Genomic DNA, 25617 nt, shown 5'->3' with positions numbered 1-25617 from the left:
CTTCTGTGAGTAAGAAAAAATTTATTTCAGAAGTTTTAAAATCTACAGGAACTATAGGCGCATTGTCGCCTAGTTCCTCTTTTTTGGCTAAAAAAATGCTGGAACCCATCAATTTCAGCCAGTCGGAATGCATTGTAGAATTTGGACCGGGAACAGGCGTTTTTACAAAAAAACTTCTTGAAAATATGCGCCCTGACGCAAAGCTTTTAGCCTTTGAAATCAACCCGACTTTCATAGAGGAATTAAAACAGATAAATGACAGTCGATTAATTTTGATTAATGACAGCGCCGAAAAAATAGAATATTACTTGAATAAAAACGGTTACACCTCTGCTGATTATATTGTTTCTTCATTGCCTTTTGCGATGATCCCGGATGATGTAGTCCATAGTATTTTAACCAATTCAGATAATGCACTATCAGAAAACGGAAAATACATTCAATTTCAATATTCCTTGAATGCTAAAAAGAAACTGGAAGGATATTTCAGCGAAGTTACCATCAATTTTACTCTTCTAAACCTCCCACCTGCTTTTGTTTATGTCTGTAAAAAATAAACTCCTGTTATTAGTCTTTTTTTTAATTCTTTTGAGCTGTAAAACAAACCGGACAATTGACGGGAAAAGACACGGAATTTGGACAACTATAGTTACTTTAGACAGTGTGAACAATAAACTTATTTATAAAAACAGGGAAGTATATAAAATGGACGTTCCGGTAAGAACCTGGAAATACTATATAGACGGCAAATTAACCCGTAAAGAAAAATATAAAAAAGATTCCACAGCTATCGTAACACATTATTACGAAAACGGTAAAGTTGAAAAGAAAGGAAAAACCAAGACTCAAATTTCTGAAAAAGAATCACATTGGTTTTACGACGGTCCCTGGATTTTTTTTGACAAAACCGGAAAGCAGACAAAAACAGTGCATTATATGTATGGAGTCGCCATGAAAACTGATAGTACATCAGCAAATTAAAAAATAAACCTCACAGCTTAAAACTTTGAGGTTTTTTGTTTGTTATACGGAATACTTTTTTCTCTGGTTCATTTTTAAGGATTTTTAAAACTTTCCTTTTTCTTACTGTAATTATTCAAATTTATACAAATTGTTTTTTTCACAACTCTTTCATTAATCCTACCTTGATGTTTAAAGCCAGCTCTCTTTATCCCTTGTGCTTTATTTATAATTCAAAATTATTAAGCTCAATTCCTGTGCCTTTTTTATAAAAAATAAAATTTGAGCACAGTATTTGTGCTTATTTTAAGAAAATACTTTTTTAAGTACAGTGAAAAAACAGTAAAATATCACCAAATTCGGTGATTGACTGGCGTTTGTTTTTAACACTACTTTTGCAATAAATTTTTTACAAATAAAACAAACACACCACATGCTGGAATTTTCAAAAAGAAACCTCCTATGGCTTCTATTCACTTCGCTAAGCACTATTAGTACCTATTCACAGGATATTTTATGGGAAAAAACCTTAGGCGGCAAACAATCGGAATATTTATTCGATGCTGTTGCCACACCTGATTATGGTTTTATCCTGGCCGGAAGTTCTATTTCGGGCAAAGACGGTACCAAAGCCGAAGACGGCCGAGGCAACTACGACTACTGGCTTTGGAAAATGAATGAAAAAGGAGGCATGGAATGGCAGAAATCTTACGGTGGAGAGGGCTTTGACTATCTGCAAAGCATACAAATCACTAATGAAGGCGGATATATTTTAGGTGGAATTTCTGATTCCAATAAAAGTGCAGACAAAAAAGAAGATACCAAGGGCAACTTTGATTTTTGGATTATCAAATTGGATCCAAAGGGCAATGAACTATGGCAGCGTACCATTGGCAGCAACGGACAGGAGAAACTGCACAGCATCAACAAAACAGCCGATGGCGGTTACATTATTGGTGGTACCTCAAGTTCAGACAAATCCCCTTTGAATGAAGGAGGAAAAGAAGATAAATTTGGTAAAAAAGACCCTTCAAAAGGCAACTTGGATTTATGGATTATCAAGTTAAATGCTAATGGTGAGGTGGTTTGGCAAAAAACCTACGGCGGACAGTATGCCGATGAGCTCAAAGCCATTACGCAAACCAAAGACGGCGGCTACATTGTGGGCAGTTATTCCAATTCCCCGAAATCAGAAGATAAATCAAAAGACAACTTTGGCGAAGGCGACTTCTGGGTGCTAAAACTCAACCACAACGGAGACATTGACTGGGAAAAAACCATAGGTGGCAGTCAGGACGACAACTTATTTGCTTTAATCCCAACCAAAGACGGCGGTTATCTGGCAGGAGGCAACAGCAATTCCGGTGCAGACAACAGCAAAAACAAAGCCAATGGTAAAGGAACTGATTTTTGGGTGCTAAAACTCGATGAAGCCGGAACTATTGAATGGCAGGAAACCTACGATTACGGCAAACTGGATATCCTAACCTCAATCATTGAAAATCCTGACGGAACCTTTATGATAGGCGGCTATGCACAAAGCGAGACTTCGGGTGCTTCAAGGGTCGCTTCGAGAGCCTCAGCGACCGACAAAGAAGGCATAAACGATTACATAGGAATAAAAATAAATTCCAAGGGAGAAAAATTATGGAGCAAAACAGTAGGCAGTAAAGGCAACGAAGTCCTGCGCAAACTTTTCGAAACCAGAGACGGTGGCTATGTGCTTGTGGGCACCTCAAACGGGGGTGCTTCCAGAGACAAATCGAGCGCACAGGGAGAACATGATTTCTGGGTAGTCAAGCTCAAAGACATCCAGAAACCGGAAAAAGAAAAACTGGAATTTGAAGCCTACCCTAACCCAGCCAGCAGCTACACCAATGTCATTATAAATTTTGAGTACAAAGAAGGAACCATCACCCTTTACGATTTAGCGGGAAGAGTCATCAGGGCTGAAAAAATCAACGGAGAACACACCATTCCCGTGGCTTTGGGCAACATCCCACAAGGTGTATACATCGTCAATATCAAAACCAACAACAAAGAAGAATCGATTAAAATTATAAAGAAATAGAGATGAGAAAAAACATCATAATCTTTTTAGGGATATGCTTTACTACATTTGCCCAAGAAGTTCCTAAAATTTTCCCTCCTTCTCCTGAAGCGACACAAATGACAAAGGCAATTGAAACTCCGGTTAACCATTTTTATGGATTAGCCAACATCAATATACCGCTAACCACCATTAAGACTGATAATATCGAAATTCCTATTCAATTAAGTTATCATTCTAAGGGTATACAGGTTGATGAAATAGCTTCTAGGGTTGGTATTGGTTGGTCATTAAATTATGGAGGAATCATTACCAGACAAATACGAGATAAAGTAGATGAACTGGTACCCATGACCGATTTTAAGTTATTTCAAAGCAGTGAAACTGTTAGAAGACAAATCGCAGAGAGAATAACACAAGGTTCATATGAAAATATAAACATCGATTTTATTCCAGATCAATTTTATTTTTCCACTCCTACACAAAGTGGAAAATTCATTTTTGATTATATGGATGGTAAACCACTGATACAGGATTTTAAAGACATAAAAATTGATTATACACTAAACAATAATCCCCCATCTATACAAGACACTTCAAGCTTTATAATCACTGACGAGTTTGGTAATAAATTTTATTACGGAAAATCAAAAGATGGATCACGTAAAGCTTTAAACTACGATCAATCATTAGTGGCCTACAGTTTTAACAACCTTAATAGTTTTGTACAAACCAATTTAGGCGGACAAAGCTCACCCAACGCTTGGCAATTAATGGAAATTGAAACCCCTAAGGGAAATAAAATCGAATTTTTTTATGAGCTTGAAATATCCAATTTTATCCGAAAATCGTATGACGAACATAAACAATCAGAAGGATCTGGTGGAAATTATATCCCTCCTGTGTACACATCATATTTTACCAAAATAAGAAGTTATCAATACCAATTGGCTGAAATACGATATAATGAAGGAAAAATCCTTTTTGTAAGAGATACCAATCCAAGAGCCGATTTAGACGGCAGTCAAAAACTTAATGAAGTCCAGTTGTACAACTTTAAAAATGAACTAATAAAAAGATTTAAATTAGAACACTACTATTCAACAGCCAGTAGTGATGGGAATATACTACCTTCTTTACTTACACTAGATCCTACTTCAGCAAAAAGACTATTTTTAAATGAGGTAAAAGAATTTTCTTCATCAATTACTAACCCTACTTATGTTTCATACAAATTAGAATACAACAGTGCTATCCTACCCAATAGGTTTTCTACATCACAAGATGGTTGGGGCTACTATAATAGTGCAAATAACGGCCATTATCTAACTTTTTTCACAAACGGGACTAACACTGTAGACAGAAGAGTCAACTCTACTTCTTCTACAGCAGGACTACTCAAAAAGATCACTTTCCCTACCAAGGGATATACAATCTTTGAGTATGAAGACAACCAAGCTGGTTATGACAAACGGTTTGAGGATATAGTCACTTACGAAACCACTCCTGAAAAAAATGTTTCAGCAATATTATCACCTTTTGAGTACGAAACTTGCTTTAATGGTTCTCAATACATAAAAAATTTTGAAATAATTAATGACAATAATAATTCAGCGAAAACAGTCTCGGTACATTTTGATATATTTAGTGAAGGTTGTATTACTGGACTAGAAATGTCTTGTCCTTATCAGGCAGGAGTAAAAAATCTTAAAACCGGTAATTTTTTCAAAGTAAACTGCGGAAACTATAATATTTCTCTTGAACCTGGTCAATATCAATTATTTGTTAAAGTAGCTAATCCACTTCAACACGATCCGTTTGATATGGAAAATGGATTTATTTTAGGCTTATCTTGGAAAGAAAAAATATCCGGTGAATCTTACGTATTATATTCAGGAGGAAAAAGAATCAAATCAATCAAACAATACAATTTTGACGACTCTTTAATTAAAACAAAAGAATATAAATATCTTTCCGCTGGAAGTCTATATGGCATGCCAAATTTCGCACCTATCCTTTTCAAAATCAACAATCAAATTCCCATCTTGTCAACTTATGGTGGTTTACCAGGCAGTCCCTTAAGCACCTATCAATCAAATGCTACAGGATATCTTATTATAGAGGAGTTTTTTGGTGATACAAATGAAAATAACGGAAAAATACAATATTATTTTACAAACACGCAGGATACAGGTAAATATTGGCAATTTCCTGTCCATCCTCCTACAGACAATGAATGGCTAAGAGGCAAACCTTTCATTACAAACTATTACAAGTTCAACAACTTTGATTATGTTTTACAAAAATCAGTAGAATATGAGTATTACAATCAGGATTCCATGTTTAATTTTATACATGAAGATCCAACTGTTTTTACACTAAAGCCAGAACCTGTCTATAAAGGTATTAGTGAAAATACCGCTGAGAGTCACAAGATTTATCTAAAAGACAAAGATTCTTTCAGGTTGCCTTTGTTCATTTATATGTCCCCACCTAACCAAAATATACCTAATTGTTGGACTCAATTTGGTTATTCTTGTTCAGAATATCTTTACTACAAAACGTATTACTTAACTGGTGGTTTTGCTCCTATTAAGTCAGTGACCGAAACGGATTATTTAAGTGACTATGGAATAAACACTATTACAGAGCATTTTTACAACACCCAAAACCATTACCAATTATCAAGAAAGACTTCAACCACTTCTATTGGTGAAACAGTTGAGTCGAAATACTTTTATGCTTCAGATTTGGGCAATCAAATCTTGAACGACGCACATATCAAAGCGGTTCCATTAGTAACCCAAACTTTCAGAAATTCTGATAAACTTTCAGAGCAGGAAACAATATTTGTGAAAGATGCAACCACAGCAAATTTACCACTACCCAAAACGGTGCTAGCGGCAAAAGGAACTCAAAACAAGGAAACAAAAATCACCTACAACAGCTACGATGACAAAGGAAATCTAACCCAATATACTATAGAAAGCGGTATAACGGTTACCATTCTTTGGGGCTACAATAAAACCCAACCCATTGCCAAGTTAGAAAATGCAAAGTATGCAGACGTACAACAATACGAAGCCAACCTGCAAACGCTATCAAATGGCACCGATGAAAATGCGCTGCTTCTGGCACTAAATACCCTGCGTAGTAATTTCCCTAACGCCATGGTAACCACCTTTACACACAAACCACTTGTAGGAGTTAACACCATTACCGATCCCAAAGGCGAAAAAGTAACGTATCAATACGACGAATTCAACCGATTAAAACAAGTCGTAGACCATAACGGCAATATCCTGAATGAAAACCAATACAATTACCGTCCGCAATAAACTGCTAAGCAAGATGAAAAAACTAATTATAGCTTTATTTTTCCCTGCACTTGCTTTAGCACAGAGTACGGATCAGAATTTTGTCAAAACCACAACTTACAAAGGCCCCGGAGCCACTAATCCGTCTGCTGTAGTTACCTATTTCGACGGACTGGGAAGACCCATCCAAAAAATAGACAATGCCCAGTCCAATACCGGAAAAGATATTGTGACCCATATTGAATACAATGCCTATGGACGTCAGCCGAAGGAGTTTTTGCCTTATGTTGCTGCCACGGCAGACATGTTAATTAAAACAACCGCTTCTACAGAGGTGTTGACTTTTTATAATAAACCCGAATACGAGAACACTTCTAATCCCTACAGCGAAAAACTATTCGAAGCCTCGCCGCTCAACCGTGTTTTCGAACAGGCCGCTCCCGGAAATGCCTGGGCATTGTCCGCTCCTGTAAAACACACCATTCGCCTGGATTACCAAGCCAACAGCGATTCGGATGCCGTTAAACTCTTCAAAGTAACCACTACCTGGAATGGTACTAACGGGGTCTATGACATCAGCATAAATTCTACAGGGAATTACCCTGCCAACGAGCTCTACAAAACAATCACCAAAGATGAAAACTGGACCAGCGGCAACAATAACACCACTGAGGAATTCAAAGACAAAGAAGGCCGTGTGGTATTGAAAAGAACCTATAATAATGCCGTTGCACACGATACGTATTATGTCTATGACAACTACGGAAATCTAACCTATGTCATTCCGCCACTGGCCAATGGTGCCTTCGACCAGCAAACATTGGACGGATTGTGCTACCAGTACAAATACGACCACCGCAACCGTCTGGCTGAAAAGAAACTGCCCGGCAAACAATGGGAATACATAATTTACGACAAACTGGACCGTGTGCTGGCTACAGGCCCTGCCCTGTCGCCTTTTACAGATACCGCCGGAGCAAACGGATGGTTAATCACCAAATACGATGCATTTAACCGACCGGTACTTACCGCGTGGTATAATCTTACAGTAAACGCAACCCAGCGTGGTGTACTGCAAAATTCCGTAAACGGGAAAATCATCATAAGCGAAACCAAAAGTACAACCGCCTCTACAGTAAACGGTGTAGGGTTTAATTATACTACAAATGCATGGCCTGAAAGCGGGTATCATGTCCTAACGGTAAATTATTATGATGATTATGTTTTTCCGCATGCCGAAACAATACCTTCAACGGCATTGGGACAAATCGTATACTACAACAATACCCAAAAACCAAAAGGACTTCCTACAGGTTCATGGGTACGTGTCCCTGAAACTACTTCGCTGTATAGAGCCGAGAAAAGCATCACATATTACGACTACAAAGCACGCCCTATCCGTACCAAAACCATTAATCATTTAGGTGGGTATACCCAGGTGGACAGCCAGCTGGATTTTATAGGCAAAGTACTGGCAACCGAAACACGCCACAAGCGTTTGAGTGGAGATATAGAACTTTTAACCCTTGAGGAGTTTACCTACTCGGCGCAGGATCGACTGGTAACCCACACCCACCAGATCAACGGAGGCGCCAAACAGCTTTTGGTTAAAAACACCTATGACGAGTTAGGGCAGTTATTAGGCAAAAATGTGGGAGGGACTGATGTCACAGGAACCTCGTCACTGCAAAAAGTAGATTACAAATACAACATCCGTGGTTGGTTAAAAGAAATCAATGACGTCAATAATCTGACCATAGGCACCAACCCGCAGGATTTGTTTGCCTTCAAGATCAATTACAACGACAACGTAACCACGGGATTACCGGCAAATCAAACCGCAGTAACCCAATTGTTCAACGGAAACATCTCCGAGACGTTCTGGAGAACCGCTGCAGACAACAAAACCAGAAAATACGGCTACCAGTACGACAACCTGAACCGATTGACCAATGCCATATTTCAGGATCCTAATAACACTGTAGTGACTAATTCCTACAATGAGACTCTGACGTATGATAAAAACGGAAACATCCTGACATTGAACCGTAAAAATTACATATCTTCATCACCTTTTAACACAACTATTGACAACTTAACGTATACCTATGGTACCACAAACAAGAACGAGTTGCGTAAAGTAGGAGACAGTACCGGCAATACAGCAGGATTTAAAAACGGATCGAACACCGATGATGACTTTGCCTACGATGCCAACGGTAACATGACCCTGGACAAAAACAAAGGCATCACCGCCATAAGCTACAACCATTTGAACCTGCCTGTTAAAATCGATTTTGGAACCAACAAAATTGAATACCTTTATAATGCCACAGGGCAAAAAGTACAAAAGAAAGTGACAAATAACGCCGTTGTAACCACAAGCGAGTATCTGGGAGGGTACCAGTATAAGGCAAATGCATTGGAATTCTTCCCGCAGGCTGAAGGCCATGTAAAAAACACTGCAGGTGTATACAGTTATGTATTTAACTATACGGACCACCTAGGCAATGTACGAGTAAGCTACAGCGACACCAACAAAAATGGTATTGTAGATAAAAGCAACAATGAAATTTTAGAGGAAAGCAATTACTATCCCTTTGGACTGAAACATGAAGGGTACAATACAAATAATTACCAGGCAAATTATAAGTATAAGTACAACGGTAAAGAGTTCCAAGACGAGTTAGGGCTTAACATGTATGACTTTGGGATGAGAAATTATGAGCCAGCAATTGGCAGATGGATGAACATGGACCCTAAAGGTGAGTTATTAGAAATGTCTTCTCCTTATATGTATGCTTTAAATTGTCCGCTTATATATGTTGACAAAGATGGAGAATTGCCAATTTTGATTAATGGTAAAACAATGTCTGATTCAGAGCGAGCTGATGTTAGCTATTGGACTCAAGGAATTGTAAATACTATCAAAAATTCTGGTATTGCTAATCCAGGCGGAGAATTGCATTATGTTGATGGCAATAGAGGTTGGAATCATTATAATGGAAAATCATGGGCTTCGAAAGAAAATCCATCATTCCCAAGTGATAGAGCAATGGGTGGTAGATTAGCAGCAAGAGGTGATTGGCAAACAATTTTATCAAAGTTGGCTAGAGACCCGAAAACTGGAAAAATTATTGAGAAAATTCAAATTTATACTCATAGTAGAGGTGCTGCATTTGGGGTTGGTTATACCGAAGAATTGTTAAAACTTATTAAGGAGAATTCAAGCCAATTTGCTGATGCTGACAATGTGATAGATTATGTATTCAATATGGCACCACATCAATCAGATTTCTTAACTGCTCCAGATGGTGTTGACAGTTATTCGATGGACCATAGCAGAGATAAATTATCTGATAATGATATGGGTGGATTAGAAGGTGCATTTACATCAGGTGAAAAATCAAGTGGGGCTTTTGGTGCACATTCAATAACATCTTTTGGTAAAGATTTAAAAGCATTTACTTCAGCATTTTTAAAAGGCGGAACAAGTAAAGATGTAACAAATAATTTCATCAAAATGATGAAAGAAAAGTATGGTGTAACAGTAACAGTTAAGGAATAATGGGAAAATTTAAATTTTTTGGTATAAGTATAGTTATACTTATCATATTACTTATTGTATGGTTTTTTTCTTGCTTTTTATTAGGATATGCAAGTAATTCAGAGAATCATCAAAGAGAAATATGGATGTTGTATGTAGTTACCGTATTGGTACATTTTTTAATAATTCGAATAATATATAAAAAATGGTTTAGTCAAAGTCTAAATACAGGATATATGTTGATTAATATTTTGATGTATATCGTTGGAGCTTGGTATTTCTACTATAATTCATAAATCCGTTTCCAGCAATGGCATTCGGCATTTAAACGCACCTAAAGGAGATGGGCATCACACGCTCATCTCTTTTTTTATACACCCACCCCACCATAATCAAAAACCAGTATAAATACGTTTTTTAATGTCGGGGAATTCATTATCTTGTTATGTTTAATATTTTATTTATGGAAATATCAGTATCACCAATACATTTTGAAGACAAAAGCGGAACTGAATTTGAACGATTAGTTTTTGCTTACGCTATAAGAGAAAAAGATTGGGATTTAATCGAATGGCTAGGTCAAACTGGCAAAGATGGAGGTCGTGACATTTGGGGAGAAGTTAATGGGAAAACGTATTGTTACTTATGTGCAAATTATCAAAACCTTACATTAAAAAAAGCCAAAGACGACATCAATAAACTTGTTAAGCACAAAACAATTCCAGATTTTTTAATAGTTGCTTGTGGTGGTAAAGTCACATCGGGAATCAGAACACAAATTAAGGACTACTCCACTACAAAAGGAATAAATAAAATAACCGTGTGGACTGGTGTAGAGTTTGAAGAAAAGCTTCGTAAAGAGACACCTGAACTTATAAGACGGTTCGTAATGGGTGAGCAATTTCCCGACTCACCAACTGAACTTATCCAATATGCAAAAGCTTTGAATGCAACAAACGATAAAGACATTGTTGATTTACTTGTAGAATGTTTTGACCGCCCAGCGTTCACAACACCCCGATGTCTCAGAAATGACACAAAGAGAGTCTCGCCAGACCAGCTCTCCTAAGTTTGAGCTGTAATTTTAAGATTAATAAGCTCCGCAAACGTCTCTGACTTTGAGGACAAGTAAAAAAAGCAAAACCACTTCGTAAACTGAAGTGGTTTTGTTGTTTTATAAAGTAAGTTGAAAATATTATTTTTAGTAAGCTTGTCTGGTTTTAGCATCTCTTAATAAAACCCGATCGCTCGGATATGCGCAAACAAAGTCTAAGCGGTATCGTTAGCGCAGAATTACATTCTGTGCCCGCAAAGAGAGACAAAAAACAAAAAGCACAATTGTTATAATTGTGCTTTTTGTTTTACTTTTATAAAAAATACAAGCCATGTCAACAAAATACAAAGCCACCACTACTGAAGACTGCTATTTCATTACCATTACAACCGTAGGCTGGATAGATGTGTTTACAAGATTAAATCAAAAGCAAAACATCATCAGCGCACTACATACAATATTGTCAGTCACATAAAGGACTCGAAATTTATGCTTATTGCATCATGACAAGTCATATACACATGTTGTGCAAAGCCACAGATGGATTTATTCTTAGCGATGTAATACGTGATTTTAAAAAATATACTTCGAAAAAAATTATCCAAACAATTATCAACGAACCAGAGAGCAGACGTGAAACCTAACGAAGTGGTTCGGCGAAGCCAATGGATGTTGGATTACTTCAAAAAATCCTGTGAGCATTTCAAAAAAGAACAACAATATAAAGTCTGGCAAAACGGATATCACGCAGAACATATTTTCAGCAATAAATTTATTAGGCAAAAAATAGATTATATTCATTTTAATCCAGTAAAAGACAAAATAGTTTCATTACCTGAAGATTAATATTTTAGTTCCGCCAGAAATTATGCTGCGTTAGAAAATGAAATTGAAGTGATTTTGTTAGATTTGTTTTAAATGCTGATTGGAGCGGGCACGGAAAGCATTTCCGCGCTAGCCGATTGTGTTGAGATAAACGTTATGTATTTTATAACTAATCACTAACCCAATTAACTGGAAATATAGCAATCAAAAAGTTAGCAACATCATTCTGGAAATTATGTCAATTGATTTTGATTAAGTGTACAAGCTGGAAGCTCGCGCCAGCAGAGGGGGGTTTACGTTTTCAAGAAGATTAGATAAATATGAGATTATTATTATGTATTGTTTTTAGTTTGATTTCTTGCGGCCCAGTTAGAGACTGCGATTCAACAGTTGAGTATTATAGAGAAGATAAATGTTTGTTAATTGTACAAAAAATACCATCTAAAACTGATGACAGATTTGACTATAGAGGAATTAATCCAGTAACAAAAGAGAAATGCGATTGTAATTCATATACTAGTGATATGTGGTGGGCAAACTATAAAACTTTTATAGAAATTGGTGATACAATCATAAAGAAAAAAGGGGAATTATTATTTAATATTCATAAGAAAGACACAATTTTGAGTTTTAATTTTGAATGTGATGGGAAAATCTATAAGTAAATTATGGAAAACTGGGTAATGTATCAAATGGGGTAATGTACCCCGATCACTCGGATATGTGCAAACAAAGTCTAAGCAGTATCGTTAACCCGATCGCTCGGATATACGCAAACAAAGTCTAAGCCGTATCGTTAGCGCAGAATTACTTCGTCAGTTCGGCTAAAGCCTCGTGCGCATTCTGTGCCCGCAAAGAGAGACAAAAAAACTAAAAGCACAATTATAACAATCGTGCTTTTAGTTTTACATATATAAAAAACACAAGCCTTCCAGACAAAATATAAAGCTACTTTGCTGACTCCTGTCCTGAAGATTATCTGGTTAACAACAAAAACAGTCTTGTTTGCGAGTATTTAGATAAAATATTCAAAATTATATGTTGTTTTTATTTCTGCAAGCCTACTTCATTTCTGTAAATGTAATCTCCGTGTGTGGTGGAAAAATATTTACTGTATTTCTTTCCAAATTCTTTCATTTTGGCATCGTCTTTCCAATGTGCTTTGGCTAATTCATCTTCTTTATCCCATGCCTTTTCGATATCTGCAAAATTATCATATACAAAAACCTCAATAAACTCATTTGCTTTTGAACCCCAGGCATGCTGATAGGTGTAATACGCCTTAATTACATCGTTTTTATACATGATGTTGTCCATATACTCTTTGTTCAGGGCTTCAAATTCTTTTGCGCTTCCATCTTTTGGATTGACAATTTTGCTCTTTCTCACATAATAAATCATTTGTTTATCAGGAGCTTTACCAAGCAATTTTCTATCAGGAAGTACAGCATAAATCTCATCTGAATGCTCGCCTGTGTAAAATGACGAACGTTTTTCATAAAACGCCTTACGTACTTTTTCATCGGGCCAGGCTTCTTTTATAAGTTCCTGGCTTTTTTGCCAGGCTTTATCAATTGCATCCCAATTTTCATATACATACACAGAAATGATTTCGGTATTATCTGCAGTGAAATAATGTGTCAGAATATTTGATCTCATGATGTATGGATTTTTCATAACCACTTTTTCAAAATATTCTTTTTCAATCTTAGCCCAGTCATCTCTTTTTAAATCGGGGTTTGCTGTGTTTACATGTAAAGTTGTTACTGTAATGTAAGCTGGAGTTTTTTCTTCTTGTGCAAAAACACTGTAACCAATACAGATTAAGTTCAAAAACAAGAAAATGGTTTTGCATTGAATTGCTTTCATAATTCCAAAAGTTTTAGTTAAAAAAACTGGTGTAAACTGTTTTTGAAATTTGAAATATGTGGATTTAAAGAACTCGGATTATTTTTACAAATTTACAACATTTTACATACAACCATAACAATATCAGTTATTTAAAAAAAAATTACAGCTAAGAAATCACAAAAAAAACAATCATTAACACAAAAAAGACGCATACCATAAGTATACGTCTCTCTTTTAAACTAAAATAATGCATCTGCGGAAATTGAAAATTTACGCTATATATTTTAAAAACGGTTAGACTTTTTGCAAAACCAATACTAATTTATTAAAATCAGCCGCTGCATTTATCACTTTGATATAACTCTCATATGAATCCAACGGCAATTCCACATCCTTGTAAAATTCAATATTTTCAATTATCAACTCCTGCCCTGTCATTTTATAACTGGTCGAAAATTTACACGACTCGTTATTCTTGTAATTAGTTATATAGTTTGAATTTATTTTTTCCGGATTAACTAAAGCATATCCTTTAGGCAAAATTACTTTAACCTTACGAAGGTAGCCGTGGGGATATTGAATTTCTACAGGCATTTGTCTTTTATCTTTCTGATATAACTCAGCCTGCTTTCCAATAACAAGCCCTACTTTAAATAAAATTTTATCTCCTACTTTTTCAATCAGATTCTCACCCGAATAATTTGCTTTAAAAACAAATGGCTTAACCCCAAGAAATTGCGTTCCTTTATTTTCGGTGATTATTGTAACATCTTCTTTTTTGCCAGCATAATTTTCAGCCAGTTCTTTTTCAAAATCCCCGTGTTTGTCTTCAGGAATAAAATCATAAAATGGCTGGATACTAAAAGCCGAATAACCATTAAACTGAATTTCCGAGCTAACCGCTGGCTTGGTATTACTTGCTGAAAAATCTACTGTAATATTCATTTCGTCGTGGGTAAAATCAATTCCGGGAGTTTCAATTTTTTTTATTTCATAATCCGGAATTTTTGCGCCGCCAAATTCGGTATACTTTGTAAAAATCGCATACGAATTTGTCCATTTGAAAGGAATGTTGGGATATCTGTATTCTATTTCTGTCGGGCATAAATATCCTTTTAACTCAGGAAAGTAAAGAACAAAATCATCAAGGTTGGAATATGTTTCTAATTTTGGATCCATAGGATTTTTGAATCTATCTGATGTAATGACAACTTCAGATTCAATTTTATATAAATCAAAAATGCTCTTATACAGTTTCAATAAACCGTAAGAGCTTGCAAATTTATTATTGAGTGTAGTCAATAAACCGACAGCTTCGTTGCTTTTTTCATAATACCCTATATTCTTTTTAACGTATTCCTCAATTTTCAAAATCTGATCCACATTTGTTTGACCCGCCGGGATTTGCTTCACAAATTTATTTAATGCACTTTTCTCTTTGGAATCAAGTTCTCCGGAAACAAATCCAAGAACGTCTGATGTATAGCTTTTATAGTTGTATAAATCATATTTTTGAATATACAAATTCCCTGAAAGCTTATAAGTGAATCTTTTAGCATTTACTGCATAATTACTATAATCTTCATTTTTCAAAAAAGGTATTGATTCAACTTCAATTTTTTTACTGATTTTACCGGTATACATCTTTTCATTTTCAACGAATTCCGGCAGTCCATTATACGGTTTAACCGTAAAGATTAAATGATTTGGGTAAATTATTTCGTAACTGATATTTTTATTCAGGTATTCGTCCTGCATAACTATATTGCTGCCGTTTAATTTAGGGATGTATTTCCCAATTATTAATTGTTCAACAACACATCTTTTTTCCAATCCGGTAAGTGCGAAATATTTGTACTTAACATTTCTTTCCTGGTCTTCACTCTCTTTTATATCAGAAGAATTAAGTTCAATAACTTTACCGTCAGGTTTTATAACCCTTACTTTTTGCATTATAATTTCTTCTCCTTCACTTTTAAAAGGAATGTAGACTTTATTATTACGCTCTATTGCTTCATCAGAATTTACAAATGTTTTCGTATGGGCTATGGTAAAATCATAATTCTCTTTTTTATCGACCACAAACTCTTTAATTCTTTTATTAAGAATATTTATTTCGCCTAATTCTTCTTCAGCTTTCAAAGGAGCATAAGGTTCAGCTTTTCCCCAATCGTAATTTTTATATTCCTGTGCTGTTAAAAAATTACAAAAAATGACCGTTATTGATACTATTATTTTCTTCATAAAGAACTATTAATGAATTTTAATGATGGCAATTGTTTCGTTTGTATTTTCTTTTAATCTATTGATAAAATCATTCCACAGCTGCACCTTTTCTTTTTTAAGCGCCAGGAAATTAATTTTAACATCTATTTTTAATTCCACTGCATCTTTTTTCTCATCGTATGCAATGGAGAAACTGAAATTCTCATTCTGGAAAGTATCTCCTTTAGGCAGATAGCTGACTTTATATCCTTTTGGAACTGAAAGCATAATTGTCTGACTATAATTTGATTTGTTTTCAATATGATAATCCATTTCCCTTTTTATGTTTAACGTTTTTAATTCGTCAAATTTGTTCAAAAAAAGATTGATATAAATTTCGTTATCAGCGGAGACAATGTAATTTTCAATATTGAATTCGTATTCCACCTCTAACTCTTTATCTCTGTTTTCCTGATTCTTTATATCATATTTCCCCAAAAAGAACTTATTATTTCCAAGCTGTAATTCATTTTTCAAAAAACTGGTTTTATCAAATCCTGACAAATCTTTTAAACTGGTCAAAAAATTTTCTCTTAAAAACCCTGAATAAGCTACCTTGGATTTCCCTATGAGTTTATCACCTTCGATTTGAAGAAGAATATCTCCTGCAACTCTGTTTTTCTCAAACGGAACAACAGGAACCATAACCACCTCATATTCATCTTTTGATTTGTGAAGCAAGGCCTGTTTTCCCTGTATAAAACTTGTAGGGTAACCAAAAGGTGTTTCTTTACTGGTTCCGTCAAGAAAATAATCAACTCCATTGTTCTGATACGTTGCTATCATATGGTCATCGACCATTTGAGTAGGCAGATCATCATACGTAAACGGCTTTTGTCTCGAGCCAATCCAGGTGAGATAAACATCATTTATTCCAACAGATCTGAGCATTGTGTAAATAATAACAGCCATATCTTTACAATCGCCGTAACGTTTGACAAAAACGTCATTTGGTTTTCTTGGAATAAAGCCTCCGTATCCATCTTCAAATGCTATGTATTTAACATTATCCTTAACCCAGTAATAAATTTCCTTTACCTGATCCAGTTCATTTTCATGCAAAGCTTTTAACTCCCGGGCTTTTTTAACCAGTTCTTCACTGGGAGTTTCGTAGATGTCCTTAGTATATTCCTGATATAGTTTATGCAGATCTCCTATGGAACTCAATAGAGCTACTTTTTCTCCTTTGCTGTTTGTATAACTTTTTATATAAACCTCCACGATCGGCACAAAATAAAGCACACTGGGCATCCCTTCCTCGTATTTATACTGCGGAATGTTTTTTGCAGTCCATTTATATATAATTTTACCGCCTTTTTCTTCTTTGTTAAAAAGAATGGATTGATTTGGGTCGTTAAAAACTTTGTATCCCAATTCAATGTCTTTATCAACTATAAGCTTGTACTCTTTATATTCAATCGGATAGTTTTCGATAAAAATTTCTCCTGACAGTAATTTAGGATCCAGGTAATGTGTTGTGTATTTTAGAATCTTTTTAGCACCTAATGTCAACTGGGAATAATCAAACTCTTTGATTTTTATATCATCATGAAAATTCCTGGAGTTTTTATCAGGAACTATTCTAAAATTTTTAACATCATATTTTTTATTATTCAGAACAGTTGAAGCTTCTAAATTTTCAATTTGTGAAAAAGTAGAAAAAGACACCCTTCCTTTTGCGTCAATTTTATTTACATCATTTGTGATTACTACAGATTCATCGAACCGCTGGGAAATAATATTAATATTATTTTTATCCAAACGGATCTCCATTTGATTCATTTGCCTGACTATCACTTCATTTGCATTGGGGTATTTTTGCTTGTAATAATCCAAGTCATTTTGTCCCCATCCGAAGCTTTTTATTAATATAAAAACGAACAGTATTACAGCTCTCATTTCAGTTTGTTTTTTACAGTTATGACAGCATTATTTGTTTTCAACAAGTATGTCGTCCTCGTATTTTTTCTCAACTATTACTTTCCCGGATTCATCATATTCTTTATACATCCCGTTTAATTCATCATTTGAATAGTTTGCCTCTATTTTAACTTTCCCATTCGGATAAAAATATGTAGTAACTCCTTCATAATCATTATCCTTTAAATTTTCAATAAAATAAGGCTTTCCATTCATATAATTCATTGCCCGTTTCGTTAAATCACCTTCATTATACTCAGAATTTATAAGAAGATTTCCGTTTTCAGCATAAAATTTATAGGTTCCGTTTAATTCGCCATTTTTATAGTTTATTTCGAGAGCCGGTTTACCATTTTTATAATTAGCCGTAATTACCGCATTCCCTTTATCAGTTAAAACTTCATTTTCAGTTTGTTTTTTATAAGAAATCAGCATACCGTTTTCGTAATTCAAGGTTATTAATTCCTCTCCGTTATTGCCATAATAAATTTCCTCTCCATTCTTTTTACCATTAAAATAGTTTGTAGCAAGAAATTTGAATCCTTCGTGAAAATATTTTTCTGTCAAACCAAATTCAACATCATTAAAATAGTTTGCTTTCCAGTATAATTTACCATCAAGATTATTCTTTGTATACTCACCAAATAATATATTACTTGTATAATTTGATTTAACCGAAACTGTATGGTTAGGGTTATATGAGATTGAAGTACCAAACTTCTCCCCGTTTTCAAGCTTGGCTTCAAATATTTTTTGATTTTTATTGTTTTTGATGAAATAATCACCATTGTATTCTCCATTTTTCAAAATACCTTCTGAAATTTCAGTTGTATTTTTTTGGAAAGATTTAGCCGGTCCGTTTTTTTCATAATCAACAGCACTTATTAAAGTTCCTTTATTATAAAAAGAGGTTTTAACTAATTCATCTTTAATAAAAATTGATCTTTCATACATTTCTCCCAAATTATTGAATCTTTCCAATTCACCGTCAACCATACCATTGCTCAGGAAATAAATGTTTTTCAGCTTTCCATTTTTATGATATCTTTTTGACTCTCCGTTTTGAACATCTTTTATATAATAGCTTTCACTTTCTTTTGTCCCGTTTTTATAATAAGTAATATAAGAGCCGTTTTTTTGTCCTTCTTTAATTTCGTAAACTGTTTTCAACTTTCCATTCGGATAGAAATCTTCATATTTATTTACCTGAACATTTTTATCGTAATATGTATGGGAATCCAACAAACCGGTAACAGGATCGTAATATTTCCATTCGCCATGTTTCTGCCCCTTTGAATTATAAGCTCCTTCTAAATAAGTATTATTATTTGCCAGTTTAACAATAAACGGCGTATTAAGTTTAAGCTTTACTTCTTTTTGCGGATTACCGTTAGCATCAAAAGTCTTATACGCCATAAGGTGCTCATAACCTTCTTTACCTTCAAAGATATACTCAACAATTGGTTTGCCTTTAAGATATATTTTTTGTCTGCTCAATCTATCCCCGTTAAAAAAACGTTCTTCTGAGATTTTATCAGCCAGCATTTCTTTAAAGTATACTATTTTTCCATTTTCTAATTTAAACGAATTATACAAATCACCATTAGGATAATTCTTCACATATTCACCTACTGTATTTCCATTCAAGTAACTCTCTTTTGTAAAAACAACAGAATTAGGAAAGTATTCTATCTTATCGCCGTTTATTTTCCCTGCTTCATATTTTGCTGTAGTCTTCAATGTACCATTTACAAAATATTCTTTGTAATCCCCATTTATGTTTCCATTTACATAATCTGCAGCACTCTTTAATTTCCCGTTTTTATAAAAAACCTCTTCTTTTCCTTCAGCCTTTTCATTTTTGACATTATAATAAGATTTCAAACCTCCAAAACGATGGTAAAAAGTTTGCTTGTTATTTTCCTTTTCATTCAAAAATTCCCTGTTGCTGATCAAATTTCCATTCAAATAATAAAATTCGGCTTTACCGTTTTCAATACCTGACAAATAATTGACTGTATTGTTTTTCTTTCCATCCTGATAATAAGCGTTTACTTCACCGTCAAACTTATTTTCGGTCATTTTACCTTCAAGGAATCTGTTTCCGTCTGAATAATTAAACCTCCAAAGACCGTCTTTTTTATCATTGATTAATTTTCCATAACCAATATATCCATCTTCATCAATTACTGACACAAAATCTTCTTTCCCGAAAAAATCAACTTTTCTGGAACAGATAGTTTTTGTGATATTAGTAAACATCCAGCTATTAAACTTAGTAATATCATTTGCTTTTTTTGCAACCAATTTTTGAACCGCCTCTGTATTAAAGTTAAGAAACAGTCTGTAAGTCAATGTTTCAAACTGTTTATCCTGCCATACTTTTGCATAAAAATCATTATATCGCTCGGCAAAAAAACCATTTTTGGTTTTTATTTTCGGTAGTTCTGACAATAAAGCCTGAAGTTGTCTGATATAAACAATATCAAAATCACTGTTAAGCTTGTAAGAAGAATTTAACGCATATTGTTTCTTGATTATATTTTCAGCAGATTCAAATAATTCATGCCCTAAAATCTGAAAAGGCTGTTTGGGATCTTCATATTTTTTTGACAGTTCATAGTTTAATTTTTTTACAGCGTTTTCGGTTATTTGTCCGCCAAAATCCAGTAAAATACTGGTTGTCATAGCCAAAATCCCTTCCGACTGGTTTCCGTTATTAAAAGCCAATACCCCTAATAAATAATGAGACCGGTAAAAATTAGGGTAAATAGTAATCGAATTGATTAAGTCCTTATAAGCTTCTTCATTATGATTCAATCTTGAATTTGTCACTCCTTTATTGTAATGTATAAGATAGGATTCAGGAAATAGCTGCAATGCTTCTTTATACAGTTCAAGGGCCTTATCTTCTTTACCTGCATCATCATAAACGTTCCCTAAAATCAAATAATAATCGTGCAGATTTTCTTTTTCAAATGATGATTTATCAATTTTGGTTAACAATTCTATAGCATCGTCATACTTTTTGTCATAATACATAACCCTGGATTTTTCCAGAACTGCTTTATTTTTTTCAGGACTATAGCTGCTTATTTTATTAAGCACCTCCATACTTTCCTGATATTTTTCCTGACTTCTTAATTGAGTTGCTTTTTTAAGCAATGAATCATTCACAGTTGTATTCGTTTGCGAATAACTGAATGCGAAAAAGAAACAAATTGATGTGTTTAACAAAAATTTCATACTACTTTTATTATTTTTTATGGACTTTACGTAAAGATATAAATATTATAACCTCATGCAAACCACTTCATTTAAAACTAAAAAATAAGAATAATTACTTATTTGAAAATTAATAAGTTAAAAAGAAAAAAAAATCAATTTTTGGCTTTAAATTTGTTGCATCATCAATCAATTCAAAACGCTGCAGAATTATTTGAAGCGTTGCGGAGAAAAATCAATCATCATGTTAAAACGTTTTTTTATTCTGTGCTCCGGTGCAGATAGGGAGTTACTCGACTCTTGCAGTGAAGGTGAGCAAACCAAGTACGTGGGAATAGGCGCCACCGTTTTTTTTACCGCTGTTATGGCTTTTCTGGCCAGTGCGTATGCTTTATTTACAGTGTTTGACAATACCTATTATGCCATAGCTTTTGGTACCGTTTGGGCGATGCTTATTTTTAATCTGGATCGTTTTATTGTTTCCACAATCAGAAAAAGAGACAACCTTAAAGCAGAATTTTTACAAGCATCACCCCGAATTATTCTGGCAATGATTATTGCTATAGTAATTTCAAAACCTTTGGAAATCAAAATATTTGAAAAAGAAATCAACACGGTGCTGCTGAAAGAAAAGAATGCCATGGCTATTGCAAATAAAAATCAGGTTACCAATTTCTTCAAAGGAGATGTCACTAAGAATCAGGCAGAAATTGACAGCATAAAATCGAACATAAAAGCTAAAGAAAAACAAGTAGCCGATTTGTATCAATCGTATATTACCGAAGCTGAAGGAACCACCGGAACCAAAAAAATGGGTAAAGGACCTATTTACAAAGAAAAAAGAGAGGCGCATGATTTAGCCCAACGTCAATTGGATTCCTTAAAAGCTTCTTCTACTAAAATTATTGCTGATAAAGAAGCTAGAGCTAAAGCGCTACAAGCTGATTTAGATAAAAAAGTATCTGATTCAAAACCTATTATAGACAATTTTGATGGTTTAATGGCCCGAATAAACGCATTAGGAAAACTCCCATTATTACCATCATTATTTATCATGCTTTTGTTTTTAGCAATTGAAACATCCCCGATTATTGCAAAAATGCTTTCTCCAAAAGGAGAATACGACTTCAAGCTGGAAGACAACGAAATGGCATTGAAAGTTCATATAGAGCAAAACAATTTCCAGCGCGCGTTACAAAAGGATACTGACGCCTTAATTTACAATAAAATTTATGAAGACATCAGAGCTGATAACGGTTTAAATGACTATAAGAAAAAATCGGCCATTGAAATTTTGAGAATGCAGGCCGACAGTTATATGGAAAAACAAAAAAGTGTAATGTAGTTTTAACCCTGTCAGAGCTTGGACTCTGACAGGGCTTTTTTTTTTATAAATATTGTAAAACCTCAGCTTTCAACCGGTCGTATTCACCTTGAAGAATTAAGCCGTTATCCAGAAGTCTTTTGTAATTCTGAAGTTTGTCAAACAATTCATCTTTGGACAAATCCTTAAGCATTTTTTCACCATGAGGAATTGGAGTTTCAATTTCTGTATCAGAAACGAATTGTGTAGACGGCAAAATTTCAGCAAAAGACGTTACTTCTTCCGTTGCTATTTCTTCAATTTCCGGTTCAGGCAATGTCATCTCTACTGAAGGCGCTTCTTCTGTAAAACTGGTTGTCACAGCAGGATTCTTTAATAAATCCAGTTGCTCTTTAGCAAACGTATATAATTTTCTTGCCTGGTTTTTTGGTAAATAATCAATGGTATGTGTTAATTCAGATTTCGTGGAAAAAGTAAAATCAGATCCTAAAATTCCTTCTTTCACAAACGTTCCTGCTATTTCATCCCAATTGAAATCCACAAATTCCATTGAAAGTCCTAAATTCTTTGGTTTGCATAAAATGATACGTTTGTTTGTCACTACCACGCTGTCCGGCAGAATAGTCACGGCTGGTTTTTTTTGAACCGCAATGTAACCTACTTCTTCGTTAGACATAAGCAAATTAGACAATTTAGCCGTAATTTTTTCAATAGCTTTTGGGTCTTGGTCTTCGTTTAGTATTTTCTTTAAATTATCAATCATCTTTATAAGTAAATTAGTTTTAAAAGTTTATTATTACCTCAAATTTGAAGCCAAATTTTGACTAAGATAAAAATTATATCGAACAAATCAACCATTCAGCATAACGCAAAATAACAAAAAGAATAAACGTTAAAAAGTATATAAACATTGTACGCTTGTTCAAGCCAAACTCTACGGAATTGATATAAAAAGAATTGATTATGGTTAAGACTTTTTCTTTATTAAACCATAAAATCGCAACAATACACATTTGATATAGTATAGCAGCCCGTAATGCTCCTGCATTTACTTTATAGAAAATATCCTGAAGTATTATATTAATGAGTATTGTCGAAATTAAGACACAACCAATGATTCTCGTCTTTCTAAAAAACAACAACAGACCTCCTAAAACTTCTAAAAAGCCCAGAATCAAAACATAGTTTTCAGAATAACCGTAAAAAGCCCACATAAGCTCCATTCCAGTCATTTCATTCACTGTTTTGTTAATTTCAGCAGCTCCTTTAAATTGCACAACCTTACCTATCCCATAAATAGACATTGCCAAAGTAACAATCCACACTAAAGCATTTTCAATGATTTGAAAGAGATCTTTTTTACTTAATTTCAGATTATTCATTCAAAACTTCGCTCTGCATTTTTTTAGTTAAACTTTTAAACACCAACTCATACGAATGATTGATCAAATCAATCATCATTTTATCAGAAACATCTTTATGAAAATCGACAGTATTCCAATGCACTTTGCTCATGTGATACCCAGGACTCACTGCTTCATACTCTGCACGAAGTTCTAAGGCTCTTTCAGGATCGCATTTCAAATTAAGTGAAGGTGTTCCTTTTTCCCATTCTTTTAAAGAAGTCAGACAAAACATCTTTCCGCCGACTTTAAATACCAATGTATCTTCATCGAAAGGAAAATGCTCCGTTACGCCTTTTTTTGACAGACAATACGAATAATAATCTTCTAGGTTCATACTTTAATTTTTACCGATTTCTCCCAAATGCGTAAACTTAAATCCTTTTTCATATTTCAATCCGTATCCAAAAATACGATCCATCGAAGCATGGGAAAATAAAATAATTCCAATTAATTGAATAATATTGTCCGAAAAATAAACCCCTATCAAATACAATAAAACAGCAATGCCTCTGTGGTGAAAAATATTGTAAACATACGCTCCCATTTTATCTCCAAAAGCATAACCAATCATTGAAAAATCAGGAACTAAAATAAGTATCAAAAACCACCACCATTGATAATTCAGAAGACTAAACAAATAGATTCCAAATACAAATAGTCCTAATTCTTCTAACTTGATTGTTGCTTTCATAATATTCTTTCCATTAATTTTTCATGGTTTCAACAGCTGTAAAACCAAATTTCCTGTACAAAGGATGGGCGTCTAAAGTCGCCAGTCCACATATTTTAATTTGCTGAATTGCGGCTCGGTCATTACTGCGTTCAAAAGAATAGTTACATATCCATTCCCTTGATGTTCTTCAGTAATAAAGACATCCATAGGATAGGCAAATGAAACCAAATCAGTAATCACCCTGGCAAAACCTATCTGTTCATCATTAAGGTAAATCCCAAAGCATAGCGAATTATCAATAGAAATTTTAAGAGCTTCCATTGTTCTGTCTTTTGCCCAATAGGTATTCTTCAAAAAATTTTGAATGAAGGGCAGATCTAATTTGTTTTTATCTGTTGATACTGTAATCATATTTTGTACAAAATGGGTTTGCTCGGACTTGCATCATTTTCAAACGAAGCTATTTGTAAATTTAACAAATAAATTCCGTCAGCAACAGCATCGTCAACAAAAATCATTTCAGTAATTGTACAATCCATTCTGGCATCAACATTTAAATTCTGCACATCTTTTACACTCCAAAATGCTTTATGGGCCAACAGTTTACCTTCATCTTCTTCCCTGTCTACACTTGGCAAATCAATTAAAAGATGCTTAACCCCTATTTCACGTAAAAAAATAGCTGTGTCTTCGCTCAAATACGGCGGATTTGTATGTGAGTAATTTTTTGATTTTTTTTCTTCTGTATTGGGTAAAGTACGTAAAATAACTGCTTCCGGAGATTTCCCTTTTAAAGCTTCTTCTACTTGTTCTTTAATAATTACTAAATCTTCTCCTATAGCTTTCGGTTGAATTGAAATCAATTCGGCAATAAAGAAAAACTGCTTCAGGCATTGATTAATACTGTAAAAGTCCTTTGTAATATGCCCCAGACATTCGGTATGCGTACCGTGTCCATGCGGATTAAAAAAAATGTTATTGAAGTTAGTCGAACTTCCTTCCGAAACTTTCCCTACCCAATCTCCAAAACGAACCGGCTCTATAACCGGTTTTTCAATATACCATGCAATAGGATTTTTATCAGTATTTGCTAAGGGAATGGAAATATCAATAGGTTTTGATAAGTCGAAGGTTAGGTTGTTTATAGTTGCTTTCATTTTATATTCTATTTAACCGCAAAGAGCGCTAGGTTATCGCAAT

The 25617-nt window shown here is 34.3% G+C and carries 19 protein-coding genes and 1 pseudogene; 10 read left to right on the top strand and 10 right to left on the bottom strand.

The annotated features are described in order from the left end of the window. Nucleotides 1–5 precede the first annotated feature (5 nt). The 8 genes and pseudogenes from EZM65_RS04855 to EZM65_RS04820 all read left to right on the top strand — a co-directional run bounded on the left by EZM65_RS04855 (nucleotide 6) and on the right by EZM65_RS04820 (nucleotide 12418). Nucleotides 6–557, top strand: coding sequence for a class I SAM-dependent methyltransferase (locus EZM65_RS04855; RefSeq protein ID WP_136667421.1), 552 nt, complete (start codon nucleotides 6–8; stop codon nucleotides 555–557). Nucleotides 558–588: 31 nt separating this feature from the next. Then, nucleotides 589–981, top strand: coding sequence for a hypothetical protein (locus tag EZM65_RS04850; RefSeq protein ID WP_136667420.1), 393 nt, complete (start codon nucleotides 589–591; stop codon nucleotides 979–981). A gap of 412 nt (nucleotides 982–1393) precedes the next feature. Then, on the top strand, nucleotides 1394–3031 hold the full coding sequence (locus tag EZM65_RS04845) for a T9SS type A sorting domain-containing protein (protein WP_136667419.1): 1638 nt from the start codon (nucleotides 1394–1396) through the stop codon (nucleotides 3029–3031). Nucleotides 3032–3033: 2 nt separating this feature from the next. Next, nucleotides 3034–6348: an RHS repeat domain-containing protein gene (locus tag EZM65_RS04840; protein WP_136667418.1), complete on the top strand. Its 3315-nt coding sequence runs from the start codon at nucleotides 3034–3036 to the stop codon at nucleotides 6346–6348. Nucleotides 6349–6361: 13 nt separating this feature from the next. Continuing rightward, complete coding sequence (locus EZM65_RS04835; RefSeq protein WP_169051635.1) at nucleotides 6362–9895, top strand: DUF6443 domain-containing protein; 3534 nt, start codon at nucleotides 6362–6364, stop codon at nucleotides 9893–9895. A 442-nt stretch (nucleotides 9896–10337) separates the two neighbouring features. Continuing rightward, entirely contained in the window at nucleotides 10338–10943 is a 606-nt protein-coding gene (locus EZM65_RS04830; RefSeq protein ID WP_136667416.1) for a hypothetical protein, read from the top strand. Nucleotides 10944–11259: 316 nt separating this feature from the next. After that, nucleotides 11260–11846 (top strand): annotated as a pseudogene (locus EZM65_RS04825) (transposase). A gap of 227 nt (nucleotides 11847–12073) precedes the next feature. Continuing rightward, nucleotides 12074–12418: a hypothetical protein gene (locus tag EZM65_RS04820; RefSeq protein WP_136667415.1), complete on the top strand. Its 345-nt coding sequence runs from the start codon at nucleotides 12074–12076 to the stop codon at nucleotides 12416–12418. Between the two features lie 382 nt (nucleotides 12419–12800). Here EZM65_RS04820 and EZM65_RS04815 read toward each other — a convergent pair whose 3' ends face one another. The 4 genes from EZM65_RS04815 to EZM65_RS04800 form a co-directional block, all read right to left on the bottom strand. Continuing rightward, nucleotides 12801–13622, bottom strand: coding sequence for a hypothetical protein (locus tag EZM65_RS04815; protein ID WP_136667414.1), 822 nt, complete (start codon nucleotides 13620–13622; stop codon nucleotides 12801–12803). A 276-nt stretch (nucleotides 13623–13898) separates the two neighbouring features. Then, entirely contained in the window at nucleotides 13899–15848 is a 1950-nt protein-coding gene (locus EZM65_RS04810) for a DUF3857 domain-containing protein (RefSeq protein WP_136667413.1), read from the bottom strand. A gap of 9 nt (nucleotides 15849–15857) precedes the next feature. Next, nucleotides 15858–17768, bottom strand: a complete 1911-nt coding sequence (locus EZM65_RS04805) for a transglutaminase family protein (protein ID WP_136667412.1) — start codon at nucleotides 17766–17768, stop codon at nucleotides 15858–15860. 30 nt (nucleotides 17769–17798) lie between these two features. Beyond that, nucleotides 17799–21035: a tetratricopeptide repeat protein gene (locus EZM65_RS04800; protein ID WP_136667411.1), complete on the bottom strand. Its 3237-nt coding sequence runs from the start codon at nucleotides 21033–21035 to the stop codon at nucleotides 17799–17801. A gap of 223 nt (nucleotides 21036–21258) precedes the next feature. Between EZM65_RS04800 and EZM65_RS04795 the strand changes: the two genes are divergently transcribed. Next, on the top strand, nucleotides 21259–22359 hold the full coding sequence (locus EZM65_RS04795) for a DUF4407 domain-containing protein (RefSeq protein WP_136667410.1): 1101 nt from the start codon (nucleotides 21259–21261) through the stop codon (nucleotides 22357–22359). A gap of 43 nt (nucleotides 22360–22402) precedes the next feature. Here the strand turns inward: EZM65_RS04795 and EZM65_RS04790 are convergent, their stop codons facing one another. The 5 genes from EZM65_RS04790 to EZM65_RS04770 form a co-directional block, all read right to left on the bottom strand. Beyond that, entirely contained in the window at nucleotides 22403–23101 is a 699-nt protein-coding gene (locus EZM65_RS04790) for a PH domain-containing protein (RefSeq protein WP_136667409.1), read from the bottom strand. 73 nt (nucleotides 23102–23174) lie between these two features. Continuing rightward, on the bottom strand, nucleotides 23175–23720 hold the full coding sequence (locus tag EZM65_RS04785; RefSeq protein WP_248574825.1) for a hypothetical protein: 546 nt from the start codon (nucleotides 23718–23720) through the stop codon (nucleotides 23175–23177). Next, nucleotides 23713–24078: an MmcQ/YjbR family DNA-binding protein gene (locus EZM65_RS04780; RefSeq protein ID WP_136667408.1), complete on the bottom strand. Its 366-nt coding sequence runs from the start codon at nucleotides 24076–24078 to the stop codon at nucleotides 23713–23715. Before EZM65_RS04780 ends, EZM65_RS04785 begins: the two co-directional genes overlap by 8 nt. Before the next feature lie 3 nt (nucleotides 24079–24081). Next, nucleotides 24082–24435, bottom strand: a complete 354-nt coding sequence (locus EZM65_RS04775; RefSeq protein ID WP_136667407.1) for a DUF4260 domain-containing protein — start codon at nucleotides 24433–24435, stop codon at nucleotides 24082–24084. 72 nt (nucleotides 24436–24507) lie between these two features. Continuing rightward, nucleotides 24508–24738 carry a GNAT family N-acetyltransferase gene (locus tag EZM65_RS04770; protein ID WP_371682990.1) on the bottom strand — a complete coding sequence of 77 codons (231 nt, stop codon included), beginning with the start codon at nucleotides 24736–24738 and terminating at the stop codon, nucleotides 24508–24510. Here EZM65_RS04770 and EZM65_RS15850 point away from each other — a divergent pair. Beyond that, entirely contained in the window at nucleotides 24709–24798 is a 90-nt protein-coding gene (locus tag EZM65_RS15850) for a 4Fe-4S binding protein (protein ID WP_371682989.1), read from the top strand. The genes EZM65_RS04770 and EZM65_RS15850 overlap by 30 nt on opposite strands. Before the next feature lie 26 nt (nucleotides 24799–24824). On the opposite strand, the gene EZM65_RS04765 is transcribed toward EZM65_RS15850, so the two are convergent. Beyond that, nucleotides 24825–25574 carry a cyclase family protein gene (locus EZM65_RS04765; protein ID WP_136667406.1) on the bottom strand — a complete coding sequence of 250 codons (750 nt, stop codon included), beginning with the start codon at nucleotides 25572–25574 and terminating at the stop codon, nucleotides 24825–24827. Nucleotides 25575–25617: the final 43 nt, after the last annotated feature.

The sequence above is a fragment of the Flavobacterium sp. H122 genome, assembly GCF_004959765.1.
Classification (GTDB): domain Bacteria; phylum Bacteroidota; class Bacteroidia; order Flavobacteriales; family Flavobacteriaceae; genus Flavobacterium.
The sequence above is the reverse complement of the archived record's forward strand: the minus strand, read 5'-3'. Positions and strand labels throughout refer to the sequence as shown.

Bases quoted from the DNA above. Each gene is read 5' to 3' on its own strand.
- EZM65_RS04780 (WP_136667408.1), bottom strand. From the start codon at position 24,078: ATGAACCTAGAAGATTATTATTCGTATTGTCTGTCAAAAAAAGGCGTA.
- EZM65_RS04845 (WP_136667419.1), top strand. From the start codon at position 1,394: ATGCTGGAATTTTCAAAAAGAAACCTCCTATGGCTTCTATTCACTTCG.
- EZM65_RS04810 (WP_136667413.1), bottom strand. From the start codon at position 15,848: ATGAAGAAAATAATAGTATCAATAACGGTCATTTTTTGTAATTTTTTA.
- EZM65_RS04785 (WP_248574825.1), bottom strand. From the start codon at position 23,720: ATGAATAATCTGAAATTAAGTAAAAAAGATCTCTTTCAAATCATTGAA.
- EZM65_RS04820 (WP_136667415.1), top strand. From the start codon at position 12,074: ATGAGATTATTATTATGTATTGTTTTTAGTTTGATTTCTTGCGGCCCA.
- EZM65_RS04835 (WP_169051635.1), top strand. From the start codon at position 6,362: ATGAAAAAACTAATTATAGCTTTATTTTTCCCTGCACTTGCTTTAGCA.
- EZM65_RS04775 (WP_136667407.1), bottom strand. From the start codon at position 24,435: ATGAAAGCAACAATCAAGTTAGAAGAATTAGGACTATTTGTATTTGGA.
- EZM65_RS04840 (WP_136667418.1), top strand. From the start codon at position 3,034: ATGAGAAAAAACATCATAATCTTTTTAGGGATATGCTTTACTACATTT.
- EZM65_RS04790 (WP_136667409.1), bottom strand. From the start codon at position 23,101: ATGATTGATAATTTAAAGAAAATACTAAACGAAGACCAAGACCCAAAA.
- EZM65_RS04770 (WP_371682990.1), bottom strand. From the start codon at position 24,738: ATGGAAGCTCTTAAAATTTCTATTGATAATTCGCTATGCTTTGGGATT.
- EZM65_RS04815 (WP_136667414.1), bottom strand. From the start codon at position 13,622: ATGAAAGCAATTCAATGCAAAACCATTTTCTTGTTTTTGAACTTAATC.
- EZM65_RS04795 (WP_136667410.1), top strand. From the start codon at position 21,259: ATGTTAAAACGTTTTTTTATTCTGTGCTCCGGTGCAGATAGGGAGTTA.
- EZM65_RS04805 (WP_136667412.1), bottom strand. From the start codon at position 17,768: ATGAGAGCTGTAATACTGTTCGTTTTTATATTAATAAAAAGCTTCGGA.
- EZM65_RS04765 (WP_136667406.1), bottom strand. From the start codon at position 25,574: ATGAAAGCAACTATAAACAACCTAACCTTCGACTTATCAAAACCTATT.
- EZM65_RS04830 (WP_136667416.1), top strand. From the start codon at position 10,338: ATGGAAATATCAGTATCACCAATACATTTTGAAGACAAAAGCGGAACT.
- EZM65_RS04800 (WP_136667411.1), bottom strand. From the start codon at position 21,035: ATGAAATTTTTGTTAAACACATCAATTTGTTTCTTTTTCGCATTCAGT.